20 protein-coding genes are annotated in these 23,881 nt (G+C 45.6%); 5 read left to right on the plus strand and 15 right to left on the minus strand.

The features are described 5' to 3' along the window. Window positions 1-6: 6 nt before the first annotated feature. Window positions 7-1,035 (minus strand): globin-coupled sensor protein, encoded by a 1,029-nt coding sequence (locus tag BP97_RS41535; protein ID WP_269321941.1) that lies wholly within the window; start codon window positions 1,033-1,035, stop codon window positions 7-9. A 224-nt stretch (window positions 1,036-1,259) separates the two neighbouring features. Here BP97_RS41535 and BP97_RS38350 point away from each other — a divergent pair, with 224 nt between their 5' ends. The 5 genes from BP97_RS38350 (at window position 1,260) to BP97_RS40530 (ending at window position 6,534) form a co-directional block, all read left to right on the plus strand. Beyond that, the gene (locus tag BP97_RS38350; RefSeq protein WP_036746995.1) at window positions 1,260-1,820 is read left to right on the plus strand and encodes a methylated-DNA--[protein]-cysteine S-methyltransferase; all 561 of its coding nucleotides are present in this window, start codon (window positions 1,260-1,262) and stop codon (window positions 1,818-1,820) included. Then, a complete protein-coding gene (locus BP97_RS0133195) occupies window positions 1,771-2,514 on the plus strand; it encodes a 2OG-Fe(II) oxygenase (protein WP_051621173.1) in 744 nt (247 codons plus the stop codon). The genes BP97_RS38350 and BP97_RS0133195 overlap by 50 nt, the downstream gene beginning before the upstream one ends. A 351-nt stretch (window positions 2,515-2,865) precedes the next feature. Beyond that, entirely contained in the window at window positions 2,866-4,665 is a 1,800-nt protein-coding gene (locus tag BP97_RS0133205) for a glycosyltransferase family 4 protein (RefSeq protein ID WP_028552925.1), read from the plus strand. Window positions 4,666-4,865: 200 nt separating this feature from the next. Next, window positions 4,866-6,104 (plus strand): glycosyltransferase family 4 protein, encoded by a 1,239-nt coding sequence (locus BP97_RS0133210; protein ID WP_028552926.1) that lies wholly within the window; start codon window positions 4,866-4,868, stop codon window positions 6,102-6,104. 211 nt (window positions 6,105-6,315) lie between these two features. Further along, window positions 6,316-6,534, plus strand: coding sequence for a hypothetical protein (locus BP97_RS40530; RefSeq protein ID WP_156043493.1), 219 nt, complete (start codon window positions 6,316-6,318; stop codon window positions 6,532-6,534). A gap of 76 nt (window positions 6,535-6,610) precedes the next feature. Here BP97_RS40530 and BP97_RS0133220 read toward each other — a convergent pair whose 3' ends face one another. From BP97_RS0133220 to BP97_RS0133285, 14 genes are all read right to left on the minus strand, one after another. After that, window positions 6,611-7,636 (minus strand): LacI family DNA-binding transcriptional regulator, encoded by a 1,026-nt coding sequence (locus tag BP97_RS0133220; protein WP_036746998.1) that lies wholly within the window; start codon window positions 7,634-7,636, stop codon window positions 6,611-6,613. A 177-nt stretch (window positions 7,637-7,813) separates the two neighbouring features. Then, complete coding sequence (locus tag BP97_RS0133225) at window positions 7,814-8,851, minus strand: LacI family DNA-binding transcriptional regulator (RefSeq protein WP_028552929.1); 1,038 nt, start codon at window positions 8,849-8,851, stop codon at window positions 7,814-7,816. Window positions 8,852-9,078: 227 nt separating this feature from the next. Then, window positions 9,079-10,098 carry a sugar phosphate isomerase/epimerase family protein gene (locus tag BP97_RS38355; protein WP_051621175.1) on the minus strand — a complete coding sequence of 340 codons (1,020 nt, stop codon included), beginning with the start codon at window positions 10,096-10,098 and terminating at the stop codon, window positions 9,079-9,081. Between the two features lie 183 nt (window positions 10,099-10,281). After that, window positions 10,282-12,126, minus strand: a complete 1,845-nt coding sequence (locus tag BP97_RS0133235) for a sensor histidine kinase (RefSeq protein WP_028552930.1) — start codon at window positions 12,124-12,126, stop codon at window positions 10,282-10,284. Further along, complete coding sequence (locus BP97_RS0133240; protein ID WP_028552931.1) at window positions 12,123-13,748, minus strand: response regulator transcription factor; 1,626 nt, start codon at window positions 13,746-13,748, stop codon at window positions 12,123-12,125. Before BP97_RS0133240 ends, BP97_RS0133235 begins: the two co-directional genes overlap by 4 nt. 83 nt (window positions 13,749-13,831) lie before the next feature. Continuing rightward, a complete protein-coding gene (locus BP97_RS0133245) occupies window positions 13,832-15,562 on the minus strand; it encodes a type 2 periplasmic-binding domain-containing protein (RefSeq protein ID WP_028552932.1) in 1,731 nt (576 codons plus the stop codon). Between the two features lie 85 nt (window positions 15,563-15,647). Then, window positions 15,648-16,538 carry a carbohydrate ABC transporter permease gene (locus BP97_RS0133250; RefSeq protein ID WP_036747000.1) on the minus strand — a complete coding sequence of 297 codons (891 nt, stop codon included), beginning with the start codon at window positions 16,536-16,538 and terminating at the stop codon, window positions 15,648-15,650. Between the two features lie 45 nt (window positions 16,539-16,583). Beyond that, window positions 16,584-17,555 carry an ABC transporter permease gene (locus BP97_RS0133255; protein ID WP_051621176.1) on the minus strand — a complete coding sequence of 324 codons (972 nt, stop codon included), beginning with the start codon at window positions 17,553-17,555 and terminating at the stop codon, window positions 16,584-16,586. Window positions 17,556-17,581: 26 nt separating this feature from the next. Next, window positions 17,582-18,349, minus strand: a complete 768-nt coding sequence (locus tag BP97_RS0133260) for a ThuA domain-containing protein (RefSeq protein ID WP_028552935.1) — start codon at window positions 18,347-18,349, stop codon at window positions 17,582-17,584. Window positions 18,350-18,445: 96 nt separating this feature from the next. Beyond that, window positions 18,446-19,471, minus strand: a complete 1,026-nt coding sequence (locus tag BP97_RS0133265; protein ID WP_028552936.1) for a Gfo/Idh/MocA family protein — start codon at window positions 19,469-19,471, stop codon at window positions 18,446-18,448. A 55-nt stretch (window positions 19,472-19,526) separates the two neighbouring features. Further along, window positions 19,527-20,771 (minus strand): MFS transporter, encoded by a 1,245-nt coding sequence (locus tag BP97_RS38360; protein WP_051621178.1) that lies wholly within the window; start codon window positions 20,769-20,771, stop codon window positions 19,527-19,529. A gap of 46 nt (window positions 20,772-20,817) precedes the next feature. Continuing rightward, on the minus strand, window positions 20,818-21,585 hold the full coding sequence (locus BP97_RS38365; protein WP_051621181.1) for a ThuA domain-containing protein: 768 nt from the start codon (window positions 21,583-21,585) through the stop codon (window positions 20,818-20,820). An 89-nt stretch (window positions 21,586-21,674) separates the two neighbouring features. Continuing rightward, window positions 21,675-23,042 carry an MATE family efflux transporter gene (locus tag BP97_RS0133280; protein WP_028552937.1) on the minus strand — a complete coding sequence of 456 codons (1,368 nt, stop codon included), beginning with the start codon at window positions 23,040-23,042 and terminating at the stop codon, window positions 21,675-21,677. 89 nt (window positions 23,043-23,131) lie between these two features. Next, entirely contained in the window at window positions 23,132-23,860 is a 729-nt protein-coding gene (locus BP97_RS0133285) for a phytanoyl-CoA dioxygenase family protein (protein ID WP_036747003.1), read from the minus strand. Window positions 23,861-23,881: the final 21 nt, after the last annotated feature.

Consider the following 23,881-nt stretch of genomic DNA (forward strand, 5'->3'; position numbering starts at 1 on the left):
TCTTATTTAGTTCGCTTCGGTAGATCTGCCTAACTCTTCTAATTCAACAGTAACCTTCTCAATCATTTTAACGAAGGAAGCTAATTCTTTGGAATTATCCACCTGATGCTTTGAATGAACGGATGTTTGACCTGAATCCTTTTGCACTCGCTCAAGGGTCGTATTAATATTTCTCAACTTTTCATCTATCGTTCCCAATGATTCTTTGGTGCTATGAGCTAGCTTACGGACTTCGTTAGCTACAACCTCGAAGCCTCTTCCATGCTCACCTGCTCTAGCTGCCTCAATCGCTGCATTCAGCCCCAAGAGATGGGTCTGATCCGCCACTTCCTTGATGATTGTACCGACATGATGAACGGATTCTACCTCTTGGGCTAAATAGACTACATTTTGGTGAGTCTGTTCCTGAAACTCCGCTGTTTTACTTGCAGAAGCAGCCACGGATTCACTGCTTTCACTCAGCTGCACCATCAAGGATGCCAGCTCTTGAACTGCTGAGGTGACCCCTGTAAGCAGCTGATTTTGCTGCTCCAGTAAGCATTCTATTTTGGCCTTTTCGTCGGTCTCATAGGCTTCCAATACTAATTGGGAATCCAGATTAAACATTTTGGCTAACGCATGAATAACAGGCTTCCATTCATGCGGCAGCATTTGTTCAAGTTTTGACGCAGCAATTTCCAAGTACAGCATATAAGTTCCTAAGTACCAATTCGAAGTTAATCCGATCCGAGAATGTACTTTTCCGATATGAAGTCGAGCCTCGATAAATGCTTCATCGATGACTCCCGAGGTCATGGACATAAAATACCAACGCTGTGTTTCCTTCAAGCGCTCTAATGTACTATGCTGCTGTATGATCTGAAGAAGCTCCTGCTCAGCTGTCAATTGGCGATATAATTCATCAACAAGCTCATTTACAATAGAGCCGAATTCATTTTGCTTACTTTGCAACAGCTGCAGATCCCCTTCGGTTATTCCGATAAACTGAATTTGCTTTAATCGTTCTGCTCCAAGCTTAATCACGATGCTGTTCAACTACTTTCTCTTCTGGAATGATGGTTTTACAATTTATTCATATTCATACTTTATCGGCATCCATAGGACTATATAATATAGGCACTTTATACCAGAAAGATGAAAGCTGAACTGCTTATCCCGCTTTGTTGCCCTTAGAAGCCTTTCGATATCTTGCTATTCCATTCCGAAATGCGTACAAACGCTCATTCGTGAGGTTATACTGTTCGTAGAGGTGAATGAAGATGAAAAATTCAACGACAGGTCTACTCTATTGGACTTTATTACAATACGAGGATTGGAATGTACACATCGCAGCAAGCTCGAACGGTCTTTGTTATGTCGGTTCCCGCAATCAACCCTTTACAGAACTAACCGATTGGGCAAAAGCCCGCTTCCCAGCCTGTACTTGGATTAGAGATGATGAAAAACTGCGACCTTATGCCGAAGAGCTCGTCGAGTATTTCCAGGGGTCACGCACCAGCTTTACCGGGCCATTCGATTATCAAGGAACGCCTTTTCAACTAGCAGTGTGGAACGCGCTTTGCAGCATTCCCTACGGGCAAACTCAATCTTACTCAGACATTGCCGAGCAGATTAAAAAGCCGGCCGCTGTCCGCGCAGTCGGTGCGGCAATAGGCGCCAATCCGGTATTAATTGCTGTCCCTTGCCATCGTGTCATTGGCAAAAATGGAGCGTTAACGGGCTATCGCGGCGGTATAGCTATGAAGGAGAAACTCCTACAGCTAGAGGATGATGTCAGACGCCCGGAAGGAGGAATACTTCGTGCAGCAACTACTCGATGAGCGATTAGCCGGTCTGGACTGGAGTGTAGTGCAGCAATCTCTGGACGATAACGGCTATGCCAAACTACCCTCCTTGTTAACTAAGACCGAGTGTCTTAAGCTCATCGAAACATACGAGGATGAGGCACACTTTCGCAGCACCATTGATATGGCAAGATATCGTTTTGGGCAAGGGCAGTACAAATATTATAATGCTCCACTCCCTCATTTGCTTCAGCAGCTGCGTGAAAGCTTATACTCACCGCTTGCCCAAACCGCCAATCGTTGGCTAGAGCAGTTAGGCGATCCTCCTGTTTATCCGGAGAAACTAGCGAAATTTTTGGAGAAATGCCACCGAGAAGGACAATCCCGATCTACTCCACTCATTCTGAAATATGAGACTGGCGGCTTTAATTGTCTTCACCAGGACTTGTACGGAGCTGTATATTTTCCTTTTCAGGTTGTTTTCTCTCTCAATCAAAGAGAGGAAGCTTACACAGGCGGCGAATTTATGCTTGTAGAGCAGCGGCCGCGAGCACAAAGCCGAGGCATCGTGCTGACGCTGGAGCAAGGTGAAGGTATTATTTTCCCGACCCATCATCGTCCTGTTCGAGGAGCACGCGGCTTCTATAGAACGACGCTTCGGCATGGAGTAAGCACCGTCACATCGGGGACAAGATACAGTCTCGGCATTATTTTTCATGACGCTAAATGAATAAGAACCGGTCAATAGGGTGCCTCTTGTTTGAAGAACAGGACACTCTTTTTTTTCATTAAGCAGCAAAGAAAATTCACTCTTTCAGCCACTCCGACCTCTTTTTTGTATCCAGCTGCATTCAACACATGACAACAATCCACACAGCTCCCAGACTGCGAACGTACAATAATTATCGATATAAGCAACCCAATGGACACTAAGAAGAGACAATGCATAAAAGCCGTTGTTACCGGAGGTGCCGGCTTCATCAGTTCCCCTCTTCTCGACTCTCTTATTAAAATTGGCGTCGAGTACGAGCATGGCTTCACTGAATAACTGTGTGTCAATTAGATTGAAGGAGCTGAGGTGATGGACTCGCATCCATTAAAACTAATGGCATTTTCGCATATATGCTCAGCGAATCGTATCACGGGGGCTGAAAAATTCCTTTTATTCCTTCTAAAGGAGCTTAGGAAAGTTTATGCTTGTACTCTCGTGGTACCTTCCGCAGGCGTGCTCGCGGATTTTGCTGCCGAATCCGGAATCAAAGTTGAAATCTTGCCTATTCCACTGCTCTGGTCACTGTACAAGCCGGAAAGCAATGTAAAAGAGGACATCTCCTTGTTCAAGCATTTGTATGACATCGCTCCCCTTATCGATTTAATGCATTTATGTGAACCGGATTTCGTTATTACGAATACATGTATCAATCTTGCCCCCGCCTTAGCGGCCAAGGAAATGCATATTCCGGTTGGCTGGATTGTTAACGAGGTTATTCCGCTCACACCCTACGGGTACGCAGCAGCGGAAGAAATTGCACAACATGCCGATTTGTTGATCGGGTGTTCACGTACAACACTTTTACCTTTTAAAGGAATTCATATACCAAAGCATGTATTATATCCCTCGTTCTATAAAGAGGACGTTATCCCCTCTCGGTGGAATATAGAAAGGAGCACGGGGCGGTCGATTCTGGGTATTACCGATGATGAGCATGTGAATATAGGCATTATAGCCACCGATCTGGTAACGCAGAAAGGAGTTCAAGACTTTACCGAAATGGCTCTTTTGCTTTGCCCAGTCAATCCCAACGTTCATTTTTCATTTATAGGCAATCCATTTGAACAAGACGACGTATTTCATCGTATGGTTGCCCGTATTCAGCAACACGGATACTCGTCCCAGTTCCACCATTTTCCATTTACGAAGCATATCGGTTCAGTTTATCCTGCGCTCGATATTGTAGTCGTTCCAAGCCTTGTCCCCGAAGGCTTTGGTTTGATTGCATTGGAAGGGATGCTCTTCGAGAAGCCTGTCCTATGCTATCGCTCCGGCGGTCTGTTGGAGCAAGTCACTCCGACGAATAATTTGGAATGGTCTGTAGAGCCCGGTGATGTAGCCGGTCTGGCAAGAATTGCCCAAAAGCTGATTGATGATAAGCCTAAACGCATAGCTAGAGGAGTGCTCAACCGAAAGCTTGCAATGAAGTCCTTTGGTATCGAAGCCTTTAGAACTCGACTGATCCCGATCATGAATGCTATCCGGCAATCCTATCAAACCTCTGCCAACCGTGCGCGTTCTTCCCTATATCGGTTCCCTAACGGGATTCTGATAAAAGGCGCACGTTCACACAAAGTGTTCTTACTGGAAAATGGAACTAAACGTCCTATCCAAAACCTTGAAGCATTCTCATTATATAGATACAATTTCCATGACGTCATACCCGTACTGGATTATGAGCTGCGCCAATATCCAACAGGAAAATCAATCGGTGCATCCGTAGATCTTGATTCGAGTCCCAAGCAGTTTCTAGCTAAAGGCTCAGGATATACCATTTACTGGATCAAGGACATGATACGCTACCCCTTTGCCTCAGAAGCCGTATTTCACCGCTTGCGGTTCAATATGGCCAATGTACTTGAGCTGCCGGATAGCTTGATTGAAAGTCTCCCCATTGGTTACGCCCTTAATGACGATTGTTTATTAAACCATGGCTTGTTGCCCTACAAGTATTACCGTAACTCCCGCTCGGAAGTCTATTATATGGATGAAGTGAAACTCCGAAGAATAACTCATTATGCCGAAGTCGCGTTCTTTGGACACAGTGATGAGGACTTTATCGATCTTCAGGGTGGTGAATTCAAGATTCTTAAGTCACACTTAAAATAACAAGATTCACAACAACTCAAAGTGACTATACGCTTTGGGTTGTTTATATCTAAGCGTCCACTTCTGATGCCCAAGCCTATCCAATTGTTAAAAGCGGGGAATCGTCTAGCAGTAATCTTACATAATCGGGTAGTTGTACCTCTCCATTAACGGGCACCTTTCATATGCTGAATTGACAATACTCCAAAAGGGGATGGATCATGAAAATTTTAATTGTCTGCAGCTGGGCTCTCCCTCATGTTGGCGGAGTAAGCACTTATGTAGATCAGTTAAGGAAGGGTCTCGAACGCGAGGGTCACGATGTGGATCTGTTCAGCCCGACACCTGATGGCCAGTCCTACTATGTTCACAATCAGGCATTCGTTCTGGAGAAAAGTAAAATCGCCCCTATTATTGCTGAAAAAGCGAATCAATACTTCAATCAGCATTTTCCAGGATTGGATTCCTGGATAAAAGATTGTGAAATTGAGCGGTATTGCCTCGAAATCGCAGCTGTATGCTGGGGGTTAAATAGATATGATGTCATTCATGCCCAAGACAGTATATCTGCACATGCCATGGCTAGAGTGAAATCTGGCAAGACCGCATTGATTACTTCCATTCATGGATGCCTAGCGCTGGAATGGTTTGTCAATCTTAAAGATTTAGGTATTCCTGAGCAAGACCACGCTTCATTGCTGTGGCATTATTGCGCTGGTCGCGAGCATATCGGAGCTACCTCAGGCGATCTAACCATTATTCCGTCCAATTGGCTAAAAAGTGTTTTAATGAAAGATTTTCATGTCCCTGAAAAGCACCTCATTATTGTACCTTACGGCATGGACGAGGAACCGTGGATTCATCCGAGTACTCCACCGGTTGATCTAAACAAGCCTCAGGATCGTAAAGTGATCCTATGCTCAGCCCGCTTCGATGTTGTAAAAGGTCATGAGCATTTTTTGAGAGCATTGGCTATCCTTGCCGCAGAGCGAAGCGATTGGGTCTGCTGGCTGACAGGTAACGGGACGCTTGCAAATGAACTGAAACAGCTAACGACTTCATTAGGGCTTCAAGATCATGTTGTTTTCTTAGGGGATCGTTCCGATGTTCGTGCTCTTCTGGACATGGCAGATCTATTCGTGCTTCCGAGCTTGCAGGATAACCAGCCGTTCGCCGTTATAGAAGCCCAGCTCGCCGGTAAGCCGATTATCGTTTCCGATGCAGGGGGCATTACCGAGATGGTGGCTCATCAATTAACTGGTCTTGTTTTTCAGGCTGCCAATCATGTAGAGCTGTATCAGCATCTTCAATATGCCTTGGATCATCCAGAGTTCTGCCGTCGCTTGGGGTACCATGCTCAAACCTGGGCAAACAAATATTGGTCTCTCTCAGCTATGACTAAGCGGAACCTTCATGTTTACCATCAAGCCATTCAACTACGTTATCTCCCTCAGCATTAAGAAGACTATTCTATAATTTCTGAAGGAGACATGGAGGATGAGGATACTGAAAAAAAGGACACGATCGAGGCGTACTATCCATAAACAAGGAAGAAAAAGAACCACCAGAAAGCATTCCAATAATCGTAAGCTATATAAAAGAATGCAGCCTAAACCCCAAACCAAGCTCAAACGAAAACCAAGATTCAAAAAAAGAAAAAGATATTCGTTAATGCCAAAGAAAGCTCATGCAGCAACAGTTCAGCTGAGGGTTATTGAACAACCTGCCCCAACTCCAACCTATCAAACGATTTTTGCGGCTGAGCCGTCGCCGGTTCAAAATACTGTACACCTATCGCAATGGGATGACATTGCCAAGCAGCTTCCCCCACATTACTCGATTCCCGATGTTCAAATTGTTGAACTGATTCGGCAATATCATCCGAAATAATGGTAAAGGAGCCAATGGCTTATTTCCCTTGGCTCCGTTGCTATTTGTGTATATAAGACATCTAGTTGGATGTCTTTTAACGCTGCGTTTTTTTGAAGCCGCAGGAGCTCCTTATTTCCAAGGATGGTTCGAACACAATTCTTTCAGGCTGCTGGGAAGTAAGCTTCTCCGGCTCTTCGATTAATTTGAGCAGCAGCTCTACAGCCGAAGTGGTTAACTGCTCCACCTTGTAGGTTACGCTTGTCAATGGGATTTCGGCATAATGGGCTGCTTCCAGATTATCAAAGCCTACTATAGCGATATCTTCAGGAACGCTCATCCCTTGTTCACGACACCATCGAATCGCTCCAAGTGCCAAATAATCGCTTGACGCCAGAAGAGCGGTCACTTTCTTGGTCGGAAGAAGCTCGGCTGCCGATAAGTATCCCTGCTCGTAGTTATATTTATCTACGGTTATAACGAGCTCGGGATTTAACTCCATTCCGTGATCCGCCAGCGCTTGCTGATATCCCGTATATTTCTCTATATTCCCGGCCCCACCGTGAATAAATCCGATACGGCGGTGACCTAATTGGGCCAAATGGGATGTTGCAATGTATGCCCCTTTAAACTGATTCATATACACGGAGTCGCTTGCGGGCTCATAGTTTCCACCAGACAAGAGGACTATCGGGATATTAGCATTCCGCAACATTTTGATTTTTTCCTGATTTTGCTTATTCGTTGGAAATAGAAAGATACCGTCAACCTGACGCGACACAATAATGTCCAGTGCAAATGACTCATAGTTTTTATCACTGTCCGTAGTCATAAGCATCATATTATAACCATATTTGATTAGCTTTCGTTCAATAAGCTGGGCCGTTTCTATCTGAACTGGATTCGTTATTTTCGGAACGATAAATCCAATGACCCGCGTTTTCTTCTCTACGAGAGAACGAGCTATAGAATTCGGTATATAGTTCAAGGCTTTCGCTACCTGATGCACCTTTTGTCTTGTTTCTTCGTTGATTCGTCTGCTGTTCTTTAAGGCCAAAGATACGGTATTGATGGAGAGTCCAAGTTCTTTGGCAATATCCTCTTGTCGTACTCGCCTTCTCATTAAGTTCACCTCTGGGTTATTCCGTTGCCTAGACCTTTAAGCTGATTTCGCACTTTATACCTTTCTGCACCAGCACTCGAATATCCTTTAAATGCATCTGAGGAAATCTTCTCTTAGGTCCAGTTATACTATTTCCCGACAAAAAATAGCTGCACTATGGTATAGAGCAGCCCTGGACTAGATCCTCTTCATAACCGAATCCCCGGGCAATAGCTTACAGGGTATTTTCTCCTGGTGCCATGGCTCATCATTCGTTTCTTCCTCGTTTAACACGTTCCTTAACAATACTTGTGCCGCCGTTTCACCGATCTGCTGTTCCGACTGACTGATACATGTAAATTTCGGGATATTCAATTGCGCCCAGCTCGGAGTACCGATAATGACAGCGGACATTTCTTCAGGAATTCTTATACCTTTCTCTCTTAGCAGATGAATTCCACCTTGAGCCAACAGATGGTGGCCAAATACAACTGCAGTGACATCGGAATGGAGGAAATGCTCCATTAAGCGGTAGCCCGAATCAATATCCAAGCAGCCCAGCTGTATCCATGAAGGAGCTATCGTCAGTCCGTTCTGCTGCATCGCATCAACATATCCATTCTGCCTCTCCTGAACATTAATGGATGTATCCCAACCTACAAATCCAATTCGGGTATGCCCGTTCTCTATCAAATGGTGAGTAGCGGTATATCCACAGCTCCAGTTGTCACAACCGACAAAATCATAGTGCTCTATCCCGATCAAGGGTCGCTCCATAATGACGTATGGAATGCCGAGACTGCGAAGATGATCCGTATTCTCCGTTCCTTGTAAGGTCGGACTTATGATGAGACCGTCAACTCGCTGCTCAATCATTTTCTTGATGATTTCTCTTTCTTTCGCCATTTCGTCGACCGTTGTGCTTATAGATATAAAATACCCATGTCGATATGCTACTTCTTCAATGGCAGCGATAATCCGGGTAAAGAAAGGATTGTCAAACTGGGGAACCAAGACGGATATAATGCCCCTGTCTTTCCCTTTCAAGCTGCTAGCTACAGCACTTTTCATATAATTCAGCTCTCTTGCTGCCTTTAGCACCCGTTCCTTTAATTCCATGCTGACATAGCGTTTACTGGAATCGTTAAGAATGTACGATACAGTTGCGATTGATGTACCTGCCCGTTTGGCCACATCGTTGAGGGTGGCGTGTTTGTTTTTCTGTTGTCTCTTCATATTAAGATCACCACCCGGCTTATAAGCAAACGCCAACCAAAACAATAAGCGCTTACAAAAAAATTAACGTTAATACGTCTGATTTATCAACACTATAATATCCATCTTTATCCTAGTCAAGATTTATTTGGTAAAATTGTCTCTATAAAAAGACTCAAGGAGTCACCCCATAATAGGATGAACCCCTTGTATTTGTAACAACTCAAGATCGATTTATTAAGCCTTTATTATTTCGTGCTTTCTGATGCTGCTCTTAATTGGGCAAGAAATTGTTTGACCTGCTCATAAGGAGGCTCAGACAGTTGCTGGGGATGATTCTCGTCTCCATTTACCCACAATGTTTCTATAGGAATGTACCCCCGGTAATTGCTGCCGCGTATCCGTCTAAACAGCTCCTCCAGATCTATTAATTGGTCCGTGTTCGATCCAGCCGGTTTTCTCTTTACTTGAAAGTTCACTGTGTACGGAAGAACCGCTTCAATATCATCGTACCAAGCATAGTTCAATCCGGTAGGATGCATAAATTTTTTAAAAAAACCGGTATCATTGATTAGTCCAATATTAGGATGATCGACCCAATTCAATATTCGAATTACCTGATCAGCCGTGCATACCATATCGCCATGGTTCTGCATGCCAATAATGACCCCTTTGCTCGCGCCATATTCAGCACATTCTTTAAGCGCAGGAACGATCCTATCTCTGGCGATCGCCTCCCATCCGAGTTGTTCTATATCCTTCGGTACCGCGCCGTTGAACACACGCATAACAGGAGCTCCCATCTCAGCCGCAACATCAATCCAATATTTCGTCCGTTTAATGTCAAGCAGCCGTCTTTCCTCGTTCGGATCTGCAAAATCATTCTTAACTCCTGTTCCGCTAATAGCGATTCCGAGCTCGGTACAAAGCTTCTTAATGTTTCTTGCATATTCGAAAATTTCTTCGTCCGGTCTTGTTGGCATTGTCATATTGTCATAACCGGGGATGTAGTATGATGTAATATCAACTGCGTCAAATCCCGCTTCTTTTGCAAACCGAATTACTTGCATCGTATCTATTGGAGGCGCACCTTCCGTGCTTCCATTAATCCATGAGTTCAAATTATGGCTGAAGCTGTAAAAATTAAGGCCCAGCTTAAAATCCCCTTTATAGTATGGACCCTTGGGTATATCCCTTAAATAATGGCTCGTCGGAATGTGCTCGTAAACGTGTTTGGACACTTCTTCGTTAGGTTCTACGCTGCTCATGTCATCGCTCCCTCCACACTCTAATATTAACGTTAATACTGAAATGTTATATGATCCCTATGGCTCTGTCAATCCATCAAAGGCCTCCCTAGTTTCTAAATTGCAAAAAGAAAGGCCTTTTTAATAGTTTGATGCTTACCTTAATGGTTATGTAATACATAAGCTTACTGAATATCCTCTACCTTATGAGTACATCGACTTTCCTTTTAGATAAGAAGTGATCTCCGCCTCCGTAAACTTAGGAATAGTAACCGCAAGCGTAGTTCCCATGCCCTGCTCACTTTCACATTCAAAACGGAAGGACTCACCGAAAAATAACTGAAGCCTTCGGAACACATTCGTTAACCCGTATCCGTGTCGATCATCCACGGCGATCGGCAGCGCCCTGATATATTCAAGCATGGACTCGGGCATGCCCACTCCGTCATCGGAGACATAGAGCTCAATTACATCATCGGCCACCCTGCCTCCAATAATAATGGTCCCCTGCTTCACCGGCATGATGCCATGAAAGATCGCATTTTCAACCAAGGGCTGAAGCAGCATTTTGACGGAATAATAGCTCAGAATATCATCCTCCGCCTCAAATATTACATCGAGATCAAGTGAATAAACGAATTTGCTGAGCTCCAGGTAGTGCCTAATGATTTCGAACTCATCGGCTAACCCGATAATCAGCCTCCCTTTGTTCAACATAGTTCTATAAAAATCAATGAGATGATGAGTAACCTCATAGATCTCCTTTTGACCAGACTTCTGAGCCAGCGATGCGATCATTGCGAGAGTATTATAGTGAAGATGGGGATTGATTTGCTCTTGAAGAAGCTCCAGCTTCGTATGGTTTAAAATAATTTTAGACCTGTACTCGACCTCAATGAGGTGATGAATTCTCTCCATCATGCCGTTAAAATTTCGGTCTAGACGTCCGATTTCGTCATTTCCTCTAATGACATCCGTCATAATCAAATTCCCTTGCTTGGCCAGATCCGTTTTGTGAACAAGAACATCAATTCTCTTTGTCATGTAACTCGAGATTACCAGAGCGGTGAAGATGCACAGTACAACGGACAACACAACTGAAACAATAATCGAATATGTAATCTTGCTAACCTTACTTGTAATATTATCCAAGCGTATCATATAAATAAGCTTCCAGCCGGTCATTTCCGATTTCATGACACCGACGAGATAGCGTGTCTCGTCCATTGTCTCTTCCGTTACCCCCGAATTAGGAATAAGCCGTTTCTCAAGCTCCTGGAAGCCCGCAGATTGGGGCTGAATAGATCCATAGCTTGTTATTGTCTTATCTTCCTGATCCGAATAAACCAGCAAATAGTCAGAGTGGCCGATACTCCGTTCGATAATATTTTGGATACGCTCGACAGGAATAAGGATTCTCATAACGCCAAGATCTGTCGAGGTTCCAAAGTCAATCAGCCTCCGGTTCAAGGCCACATAATTTTGATGGTTGAATCGGACGCCGCTTTCCCATGTAAAATACGTGTCCGTATCATGCATTTTCTTGTTCCATGGCTCCTCTTTGATCTCGTCATAACTAAAAATCGTTTGTCCGTCCGAAAATATCGTATTGTTTTTCGGATAAAGCAAGAGTTGAATGTTCCCGCCGAAATAATAAGAGTTTTTTAAATAAGGTCGCTTCACATCGCTCATGATTTGATTAACCGTATCATTGATATCCTTGAGTGTATAAACCAGATCGTCGATTTCTTTATGAGGAGCGGACAAATGCTTCTGAAGCTGCAAGTTAAAAAATACCATCTCGCTTTTGTTGAAATACATTTCCAAGAAGCTGTCCATCGTATTATGAAGCTGGATCATACTCTGTGCAGCTGCATTGTTCTCTGATTGCGTCATGAAATTCCGTGAATGATAGTAAGAGGTCAATCCGACGTACAGGATGCTAATAATAAACAAAATCGAGTAAGCCAGCATGAGCTTATACTTCAGCTTCGTATTCGAATGTATTCTGAAAACAGCAGCAGCCGTATCATGCAGCAGAGCTGTCATATTTCAAGCTGCCTTCGAAAATCTTTGGGGGTAATGCCCGTGAACTTCTTGAACAAGCTGCTAAAATAAGCTGTGTGCTGATATCCCAATTGCTCTGCGATTTCGTATAGTTTAAATTGTTTGTCCATCAGCATTTCCTTCGCCTTCTCCATTTTGAACCGAGTAACGTGATCCAGTATTGTTCTGCCCGTCTCCAGCTTAAAAATCTGATTTAGATAATTCGGGCTGTAATAAAACTCCTCTGACAAAATTTCAAGAGTAATATTAGAACGATAATGTTGCTCCACAAAACGTTTGATTTTATCGACAACAGCTTTATTTTTATGAAACTCTCTCTCTCGTATGCACTTGTTAACAAAAAGGAGCCGCTCTTGTATCCAAGCTATGGCGTCTGAGATCGTTTCTAGACCTAATAAGACTTCCCAGGCTGACGGTGAGGTTAGTTCTGCGTGTCCTGTAAACCCTTCAGGATTCGCGCTAACAATGTTCTGCAAGCAAATCATAAGGAAATAAAAAAAGCTCTTGAGCTCCTCTGGTGAGCTATTATCCGTCATTCCATCCGCAAGCCTTCCTACGTAGGCCCTAATATCTTCGGATGACCCTGTATTCAACAGAATACGCATTTCTTTCTCAATCCCGTTATAATCCCAAAGAGGCTTCTCCTTGCTGGCAGGAATGTCACTCGTGTACATCACCTTTCCTTTGCCCAGCAAATATTTATACCGCAATATGTATAGACACTGCTCGTATAAAAATTTAATACATACAATATCGTTCGAGTAACCGCTGACAGCGATGGATATGCTGATATCCGAGTTGCCAAATTCCAATTGAATTCCGTTTAGCAAACTGTGAATATGCCTCAATCGTACTGAAAGCTGGTCTTCGCCTTGCTCGTAGAAAATGATTCCGATATGCGCCGCTTGAAGTGGAACCGCTATGTAGTTGCCTACTGCTCCGAGCGCACAACGAATCCTACTAAGAATCATCATTTGAAACAAATGCTTCTCCTCGATATTCATTTCTCGGGTCAGCTGGGAAAAGCCGTCTATTTCTATCAGCGCTATAACAAATCGGCAGTCTGATAGCTTCAACTCCAGAAGCTCCAGCCTTTCCTGTACCCTGGCCATATCTCCGGCGGTCCCATAGATTAGGCTTATCATTAAATTTTCGATTAAATAAGGCTTATTTTCCACAAGCTGACGGTACAGCAGTTCATAGTCCTTCCGGGCTTTTAAATCATTGGCCAGCTCATCACTGACCGTGCTGACACACTGCAGCAGTTCTTCTGCTGCCACAGGTTTCAATAGATACCCGTAACCTCCAAGATACAGAGCATTCTTGGCATACTCAAATTCGTTATATACGCTGGAAAAAATGATCTTGATCTGCGGATACAATTGCCGAACTGTCCTTACCAGTTCAAAACCATTCATCACAGGCATCTCAATATCGGTGATAAGGATATCCGGTTGAAGGTTCTGCATATACTCCAGCGCTTCTTTTCCATTCTCGCACGCAGCGACTACATTCACATGACTGAACGCAGGGTCATTCTTAAGAAGCTGCTTGAGATTATCACGATCCACCTGAAAATCGTCTACAATCAATACATTGATCATCTTTGACCTCCCCGTTGTCCAAAATGAAAGTGAACCAAACGGGGCCTCTCGATAGAGGCGTCCCGTTTGGTTGGATTGAGGCTTTATTTTTTTGCCGGAGGATTATCCTTAAACCACTGCATCATATTTTTGGCGGCTTGTTCATAATTGGTATCTTTCATATATTTCATGATAATTGCATTCCAGTTCTTATCGAATTCATCTTTTGTCTTCGGTGTAAGCAGCTTGGCGACATCGAGCGTTGTGAAGGTCCAGTAAGAGTTGGAGGCCGCTTCAGCCTCCTTGCTTCCGTCGCCATAAGATGCCGTTCCCGACACGTTGTACGAGCCGTTGGCAATCATGCCGCTGTTCATCACATAAAGATCATACTTTGGCGGATAGCTGCGAAGCGGACTCTTCGGATTGTAGTCCCTGACTAAATACCAGCCAAGCCCGAAATAGGACGCCTTGCTGTAGAACTGACGGGAATATAGGCCGTAATAGTCAGCGCCCTTACCCCCCAGCTTTCCAGTAAGCATGTCGCTCTCGACTTGCGGATCGATGAATACTTTTTTGCCGTCCTGCATTTTCCAAATACCTGCATTATCCGGCCCCCACGACATGAGATCCAGTGCCTCATCACTGAGCGTCCAATCCAGATACTGCGTCAGCCTTTTAATATCCGGAAAATCCTTGCGGATGAGGATCCGCCAGAATGACCCTTCATAAATATCGTAATACCCTTTGTCCGGATTCTCCTTTGGCCATGGAATGGCGCGAAGCTCCATAGAAGGATCAATGTTCAGCAGAGATTGCCGCACTGCGTCCAAATTCAGCACAGCCAAGATGACGCCGAGCTGACCAGTAGCCGCCTTTGTTTGCAACTGATCGTCCTTTTGGATAATAAAGTCCTTATCCAGCAAACCATCCTGATACAGACGATTCAAGTATTCATGATATTTCTTAGCATCCTTTGATCCGAGGAATCCGTCGACTGTGCCGTTTTTATCCTGCGTCCAATGACCGAAATCGAACATGGAGCCAAAATGAAATTGTGCCCAGATCGGAAACGATATCGGGATGAGGGGCTTCCCATTCGCACTCACATTTAAATCCTTCATTTTTTTAAGCAGCTGATAGAAATCTTCCGGTGTCTTGATCGCAGGCTCAATTGCAAAGTCCTGAAGAGTCGGTTTCTTTCCTTGATCCACTGTATCCCTTCTGATGTCCTTCAATGGCTTGAACTTGTAACCCGCCTTCGCAAGCAAATCCTCCCGCACGTAGAGCGAGGTGAGTCTTTTGCCCGAATTGTAAGGGTCGTCGGCGTATTTGGGATCGTTGGAATTCGTATCAACAACAGGAGTTGGGATTTGATAGTTCTTACCGTCATTCGTAAATCGACTCCAGTACTGCTGCGGAAACCATCTCTGCAAGTTAGGCATATCTTTGATATAGTCCGTCAAATCGGCAAACTGCCCTGTGCTAACAGCATAACTAGCCCCGGCCTTATCCATCATCATAACGTCCGGCAGGTTCTTGGTCGCAATCCATTGATTAAGCCGTTCCTTAAGAGGCTGATCGTTATTGACGTACATCTCCGTAAATTCCAGATTAAACTTATTCTCGACATAGGGTGTTACCACATCATGCGATGCCACATCGATCTTGGTTTGATAGCCTTGACTGTAAAATCGAATCGGCATTTTTGCCTGCTGCTTATTACCATCCGGCATTTTGGAAGCATCCGGCTTGACCGTACCTCCGTCCGTGCACCCTGTCACAGTGACGAACCCTAATGAACCGATCAAAAGAAGCTGAAGCACCTTCTTTGCCATGAACATATCCCCTTTATTCAAAAGTTTGGTTGAACACGTCACATGAGCTTACTAGCAACCGGAAGAAGTACCGTCATCAACCGACTTATCCCTTAACGGCTCCAATCATGAAACCTTTGACGAAATATTTTTGAAGAAACGGATAGATCAATATAATCGGCACGGTGGACACGACCAATGTAGCCATCTTGAGCGATTCGGGTGATGTCGGGTTCGATCCTGTATCGACAGCCATAACTAGCCCCTGTGAAGCGAGCAATTGTGCGGCAAGCGTTTCCTTCAATATGCGCTGCAATATAAACGACAAAGGCTGCAGGTTATCGTTACTAACATACAGCATAGCGTCAAACCAAGAGTTCCAGTGGAACACTCCATTGAACATGGCTATTGTTGCGGTAACCGGCATGGAGAGCGGTATAATAATTTTCCAGAACACCTTCAAATCTCCCGCTCCGTCGATCATTGCCGATTCCACCAGACTAGCTGGCAAAGAATCGAAGAACGTGCGCATAATTAACATGTTGAATGCCCAAAAGCCATGCGGCAAAATATATACGAGAAAGTGATTAAAAAGTCCCAACTTGTAAATCAAAATATACGTAGGAAGCAGCCCTCCGCTGAAATACATAGGTATAAGCAAAATGATTGCGATGACACGATTACCCGGCAAAGATCGTTTGGATATGGCATATGCGGCCAGTGCAACGATAGTACCTGAATAAACAATGCCTCCTAACGTCCTTCCAACCGTTACTAGAAAAGCCCGAAAAATTTGAGGATTCTCAAACACGGTATGATAATTTGAAAAAGTAAAGTCAATCGGCAGAAAAGTTACTGGATGGCTCATCGTTGCATTGCTGCTGCTTAATGAGTACGCGATGGCATACCAGAATGGATACAGCGTTACCAAACAAAGAAGCAGCATCACAAGTGTAATCAATATATCTGCAACCGGAACTTTAGCTCGCAGACTCATTCCGGATCGTCCTCCTTTCTTGAAGCACATTGGGGCCAGTATCTGCTAGAAGGCTCCGTAGCCGCTTATTTTCTTACTTATCCTATTGGACAATATAAGGATGCCGAACGATAAGATCGAGAGGACAAGTCCTACGGCTGTTCCGTAGGATATTTCGGCATGACGAATTCCGGCCAAATAGACATGGTAGTCGAGCGTGAGAGAAGCTTCCGCAACCAATGGGTTGCCCATATTGTATACCGCATCGAAGCTCGCTCCCCCGCCTCCTCCTCCAAAAATGGTAGCAATTTTGAAGATGAACATCAGCCCGATAACATTGGCAATGCCGGGTAGAGTAATGTACAACAGCTTTTGAAATCTGCTGGCTCCGTCTATCGTCGCTGCTTCGTACTGATCCTGATCAATTGAAGTAAGCGCTGCCAAAAAAATAATCGAATTCCAGCCTAGCTCCTTCCAAATGACCGTTGTGACGAAAATACCGCGAAAGTAATCGACCTCCCGCATAAATGATATTTTTTCAAACCCAAGCGCTTGAAGAAGCAGATTGACGCTTCCGAAATCCTCCTCCAGCAGCTTATAGACTAAGCCTGCCACGACAACCCAGGAAATGAAATGCGGCAAATAGGAGATTGTTTGCGACACACGTTTGAACAGCATACTTCGGATTTCATTAAGCAGAAGTGCAAAAAGAATGGGCAGCGGAAAACCGATCAGGATCAGCATACCGTTCAAAAACACAGTGTTCTTCAGTCCTAGAATAAACTCAGGATTGGACCACATACTGATAAAATGCTTCAAGCCGACAAACGGACTATTCATAAATCCTTGCACGGCAGTATAGTCCTGGAAGGCCATGATAAGGCCGAACATTGGAATGAACGCAAAGATGATAGTTACGACGAAAGCCGGTAACAGAAATAGATACATCATTCTATGCTGCCTTACACGTTCCCAAAAGCCGGAGCGTTTAGGTAAGTGCATAGCTGTTTGCTGTAGGGCTGCCGATTTATTATCCATTCGCCGCATCTCCCCTCCTCTTGATGTTAATCAAGCGGGTTGCCATGTCCATCCCGACGTACGCCTTTTATCGGTTCGATGGACGCCACGTTGCCTGTAGTAATGGAAGGAGGCGCATCGTGAGGCGAAACCCAGCGCGCTGCATTTTCAATTACCCGCAGCACATCCTTGTTATAGTAAGTCGGGTATTCTTCATGCCCCGGCCGGAAATAGAACACCCGCCCTTTACCTCTAGTGTAAACATTACCGCTGCGCATAACTTCCCCACCCTCGAACCAGCTCATGAAAATCAGCTCGTCAGGCTCCGGTATATTCGAGGGCTCCCCATACATTTCTTCATGAGGGAGTTCGATATATTCGCCGATACCGTTAACGATCGGATGGCCTGGCTTCAAAACCCAGAGACGCTCCCTCTCATGGGCTTCACGCCATTTCCCTCCACCTCCTGTGCCCATAAGCCTTCGAAACAGCTTGGAACCGGAAGCCGAATGCAGGAATATAGCCCCCATTCCTGAAATCACTCGATCGTACAACTTGTCGACCAACACATCTGGTACTTCTTGGTCTCTCATATGCGACCACCAGATCAGCACATCGGTCTGTTCGATGACCTCGTCTGGCAAACCATGTTCAGGATCATATAAAGTACCCGTTGTTATTTGTAGACCCTGCTGCTGTGCCAGATGACTCTCCAACGCACGATGAATGCCATCCGGGTAAATTTCTTTCACAATATCGAGATGCTGCTCATGATAAAATTCATTCCATATCGTTACACGAATGTTCGCTGCCATGCGGACTATACCCCTTTCATATCCGATCACGGAGACTCCTTCATAGAAGCAGCCTCCCCTCCGGTTTCATTGGATTGGACCCTGTTCCTCTTGCTCTCAATAAGCGTGGTAATACCCTGTATCCAGCCGTACGACTTTGCCTGTCTTGGACGATTCCACTGCTGCTCCGACCATCGAGAAGCTTATCAAGTTATCAGCAATATGGGTCACCGGCCTGCGACCTTCCCGCACCGCCTGCACGAACTCGTTCACTGTGTAGGCAACGTTGCTGTACTTTTGTACAGGCAGCTCCAGCAGATGGCTCTCGCCGTCCTCTGTAACATGGTAAGCTAGGCCATCGGAGAACTCGAGGGCCCCAAGTTTCCCTACAATGCGGAAGTTCCCCGTCCATGTAGTGTCTTTGCCCTTATTTCCGCTGCTGGCAAAATAGTTAACATGTGTCCCTCCCGCAAATTTAAGAATGACGGAGGCTGATACGTTGCCCCCTCTCTCGTTCCATGAAGGACTGAAGCTGTTGGCGAACAGCGATATCGGCTGAGCGTTTAGCAAATATCTCATCAGGTCGAAGTGGTGAATGCTAAGCTCCGTAAGCAAAGGTTCCTCCCTATTCTTCCTCCATTCAGATTGAGGGCCGCGATTCCTGGAACCGTCACGGTTGAACTGCCATTCCACCACCTCGGCGGCACCAATAAGACCTGATTCCAGAGCGGTCCGAATGGCTTTCATTTCAGGAGTCCAGCGATAGTTTTGATTCACGGAAACTAGCAAGTCATATGACTGTGCGATTTCTAATAACTGCAGCGCTTCCCTATAGGTAGAGGCCATCGGCTTCTCCACAATGACATGCATACCGGCTTCAAGTGCGTCCCGTGTCAACCGATGACGAGTCGGTGGTGGAGTGATTAGCAGTGCTAGATCTGCTTTTACTTCCCGAAAAGCTTCTTCATGAGACAAGAACACCGGCACCTTCAAATCGCCCAGCACATTGAGCGCTTCGTCCAAATTCGATTGCTGTACATCGGCAATGGCCACCAGCTCAATCGACTCAACAGATTTGATGTTTTCCAGCCAATACTTTCCGAAGCCGCCCACTCCAACCTGAATCACTTTCATCCTTTCCATATCTCATTCCTCCCATATAAATGATGTAACTTCAACTGGTTCAGAACGTATTGATCTAACTTTTTGCTGCTCCCTCCGCCTTGCCCTGGATACTCTGCGGCACAATGCGTTTCTTTCGATCCGACGGAAGCAGGAACCCGATTGCGCCGAATAACGGCATGAATGAACACGCGACAATGATCGTGGTCAAACTCGTCAGATCAATTAATGCTCCGACAACAACAGTTCCTATGGCCCCCATTCCGAATGCGAGTCCTGTAATGAGACCCGAGACCATACCAACCTTGCCGGGTACAAGCTCCTGTACATAGACGACAGTTACCGAGAAGCTGCTGTGAGTAATGACTCCTAGAACTATTAAAAGCGGAAAAATCCACATCGGGTCAACATGCGGCAGCAGCATGGCAAAAGGCGCATCTCCCAACACCGACAAAAGCATCACGTTCTTCCTCCCGATACGGTCGGATAGCGGTCCACCCAGAAATGTTCCCACAATACCTGCTCCCGCGTAGGCGAAAATATACATCTGCGCTTCCGGGATGCTCATATGAAAATGTTCCATAAGATAGAAAACAAAATATGTACCGACACTCGACCCGAACAATGATCTAGCGAACGATATCATGATGATGATAACGATGGCACCGATGACTGTTTTGTGCAGCAGCTTTTCTTCCTCTGATACGTTTCCTTTTTTGGCTGACCGCGCTTGCTGCATTCGGTCTCTATACCAGCCGGCAACCCAACCTTGCAGCGCTATGCCGAGAGCCGCAACTAAGGTAAACCATACGGCACCTAACTGTCCGAAAGGGTAAAATATAAAGGCCGTCATCAATGGGGCCATAGCGCTCCCTGCATTGCCTCCGACTTGAAAGATTGATTGGGCGAGACCCCTCCTCGTCCCTGAAGTCAGGTATGCAATTCGTGCCCCCTCGGGGTGGAACACGGCAGAAGCAATTCCTACGATAATAACGGAGAGAAGAACCGTTATATAGCCTGGAGCGAATGCAAGGCCTAGCATCCCCAGAAGAGCGAGCGCCATGCCCGCTGGCAGAATGTAAGGGGTTGGCCTAGCATCCGCAAAAGCCCCAATGAATGGCTGAATGACCGAAGAAGAGAAGTAAAGAATGAATGTAATGACTCCAAGCTGTGTATAGGACAAATGAAGAGACTCCCTTAGGATCGGGTACGAAGCTGGGATAACAGCTTGAAGGGCATCATTAAGTAGGTGTGCGATGCTGATAGCAATCAAGATGGGATAGACCGTCGATGTCGCCTTCTCCGCTTGATCTGTCGACATATTCGTTGTTCTCCTTCCGGTTAGAAAGCGAAAGCACGCAAATTAGTTACTCGATCCTATTGCCGCGACCGTCCCGAAGACAACCGTTAATCGGTTCAATGGAAGGCACATTACCGCTAGTAATGACCGGTGAAGCCGTCTGCGGTTTGGTCCAGCGCACTCCGTTCTCAATGATCCTGAGCACGTTAGCATTGTAATAGGTAGGATACTCTTCATGCCCCGGACGAAAATAAAACATTCTCCCTTTACCTCTTGTATAAGTGATTCCACTGCGGAATATTTCCCCTCCCTCAAACCAGCTGGCCAATACCAGCTCATCCGGTTCTGGAATGTCCCAATGCTCACCGTACATCTCTTCTTCCTTTAATTCGAAATATTCGCCGATGCCGTCTACAATCGGATGGCCTGGTTTTAGCACCCACAGCCTTTCTTTCTCGTGTGCCTCACGCCACTTGTGGCCTCCTGCTGCACCCAACAGCCGCTTGAACAGCTTCGAACCCGAAGCCGAATGGAGGAAAATCGTTCCCATACCCGCCAGTACACGCTTATATAGCTTATCGACGAGCGCATCTGGCACCAGATCATTTCTTAGATGGGACCACCAGATCAGCACATCTGTCTTCTCGATCACTTCATCCGTCAAACCGTGCTCCGGATCGTACAAGGTTGCGGTCCGAACTTCCATATCCTGGTGCTGCTCGAGATGAGCCGCGATCACCCGATGAATTCCTTCCGGATAGACCGCCTTAATGTTATCCTGGTGCTGCTCATGCCAAAACTCATTCCATACTGTAACCTGAATTTTATTAGCCATCTGATTGACTCCTCTCCCTGCCCCTTTGACGAATAATTTGGGATATTGCAACTGCTTATAACGTAATTGTAAGCAATAGCTCACCTATTTTACATACGACGATCCAACGAAAAATGTACCGATTTTACACTTCTGTCCAAATCCCATAATCGTCTCTTGCTTCTCCAACGGACGATGTAACAAGTGCTGCGAACGAGTTCATCGGCAATCATAGCTGTATAGACTCCATAGAGTCCCCAGCCAAGCTCCACACCCAGCACAAACGTTAAGCCTACGGATACCGCCCACATTGAAGAAATGCCGACAACGGCAATAAACCTCGTATCCCCTATTGCACTCAGAGAACTAATGAAAGCGTTGCTGAACATTTTTGCAGGCTGAAGCAGCAAATTCATGAGCAAAACAGCGCTGCTCAAAGCGATGACATCCTGATTGGTCGTAAAAAAGTGCAGAATCGGACTACACAAGATAACTAGAAGAATAGTATTGAGAATAACTACGAAAAGCCCTGACCTAAGCGCCTCCCAAGCGCCCCGATACACTTCTCCCAGTTGCCCTGCACCATACTGCTGTGCAATTCGAATTTGCGCAGCCATTGACAGAGACATCCCACATAAAAAACAGAACGATTCCAGCGTGTTCATATAAGTTCGGGTTGCCAGCTGTAGCGCCCCCATCGAGGCTATAATGGCGAAAATGGAAATTTGCGAAAAAGTCCATGAGGCCCCATTAAGCGATACCGGCCATCCAATACGCAAAATATCCTTCAGGATCGGTATCGAAAAGAGTCGTACATCCCGCCAACCGATTGGAATGGCGAAAGAACGCCGAAGCAGTACAAGTAGCAGGATGACCGCAATGCCCCGACTAATGACAGTAGATAGACCCACCCCGTACAACCCCCATTCCGGGAAACCCAGGGCTCCGAATATAAACAAATAGTTCAAGCAGACATGAAATGTATTCATCCCAAGAGAAATGACCATCGGTCCTTTGGTATTGCCCGTATTACGAATGATCGTGCTTAGGGCAAGCATCAAGGAAGTGAGCATAGTGCCGCTTCCCACTACGGTAATATATGTGACCGCTAGTGGCTGCAGCTCTCCGGGAATTTGCAGCCAGGCTGCTATCCGTCCCGCTCCTGTATATAGGAGCAGACTGACTAGCGTGCCTATAATGAATGTCAACTGCACAGTCATTACCGCTGCTGTCCGCGCTTCCTGCTCCTGCCTCGCCCCCAGCTTCTGCGCGATGACGATTCCCGCACCGCCTGTTATAAGCATAAATAGCACGATGGCGGACATAAAAAATTGGTTACTGATGCCGACAACCGCTACCGCATGATCGGAAATACAACTAACCATCAATGTATCTGCGATCCCGATCATGAATTGCAGGAACATCTCGATCATAATAGGCCAAGCCAGAGCCCAAAGCGATCTATGATTCCATGGCATCTCACGTCACTCCATTTCTTGGCAAGACAAACACCTTCGAGACATTGCAAGCAATTATCACGAAGGTGCGTCGACTGGCTAAAGGTTATTTAGCCTTCGTATACCTTGGTTCTACGCAGATAAGGATGATAGGTCGGTTCCAAAATCAGACGCTGCTCCGGTGTTAATCGATCCAGCAGCTCTGGAGTACGGTCATATTTACGCCACGCAATCATAAGAGGTGAATATTTGTATAGAAACGATCTTCGCTCCTGAGTTCCCTGCCACGGGAATGTACCATGCGTGAGCGCCTCGGTGAAGATTAAGAGACTGCCTGCTTTCTGGGGCACATGCACGGTCGGCCCGATTTCTTCGTAATGCCGGTATTCCTCCGGTAATGCAAAATTCGCTTTATGGCTGCCGCTGATGCAGCAGAAACCGCCGTCATCCGGACCGATATCGGATAGAGCGAAGGAGTATACTGTTAAGCCGCTGAATATGTTGCCATTCTGCACTTGATAAAACTGTCCAGGGTCAAATGGGTTGTTGCCGCCATGCAGCTGCAGCTGTTTATCCCCTTTACGATGGATGATCGCATACTCATGATCCAGACGGTAGTGCTGGCCGAACATCGCGTTCAAATAGGGCTTAGTATTCGGATGATCGATCAAATTGCGGAATCCCGGTTCATCCCACAGAAAGAAATCACGTATAGGCTCCCCTGCTGCCTGTTTCTCATCAATAGCCCTGTTCATTGCAGTCAATTCTTCTTGACTTAACACATCTTCCACCAAAAGATAACCTTGAACATCAAATAAATATTTCTCCTTCTCGTTCATGTGATTCCCTCCATCGGTTAA

The sequence above is a fragment of the Paenibacillus sp. UNC451MF genome, from assembly GCF_000686845.1.
In the GTDB taxonomy this organism is placed as follows: domain Bacteria; phylum Bacillota; class Bacilli; order Paenibacillales; family NBRC-103111; genus Paenibacillus_S.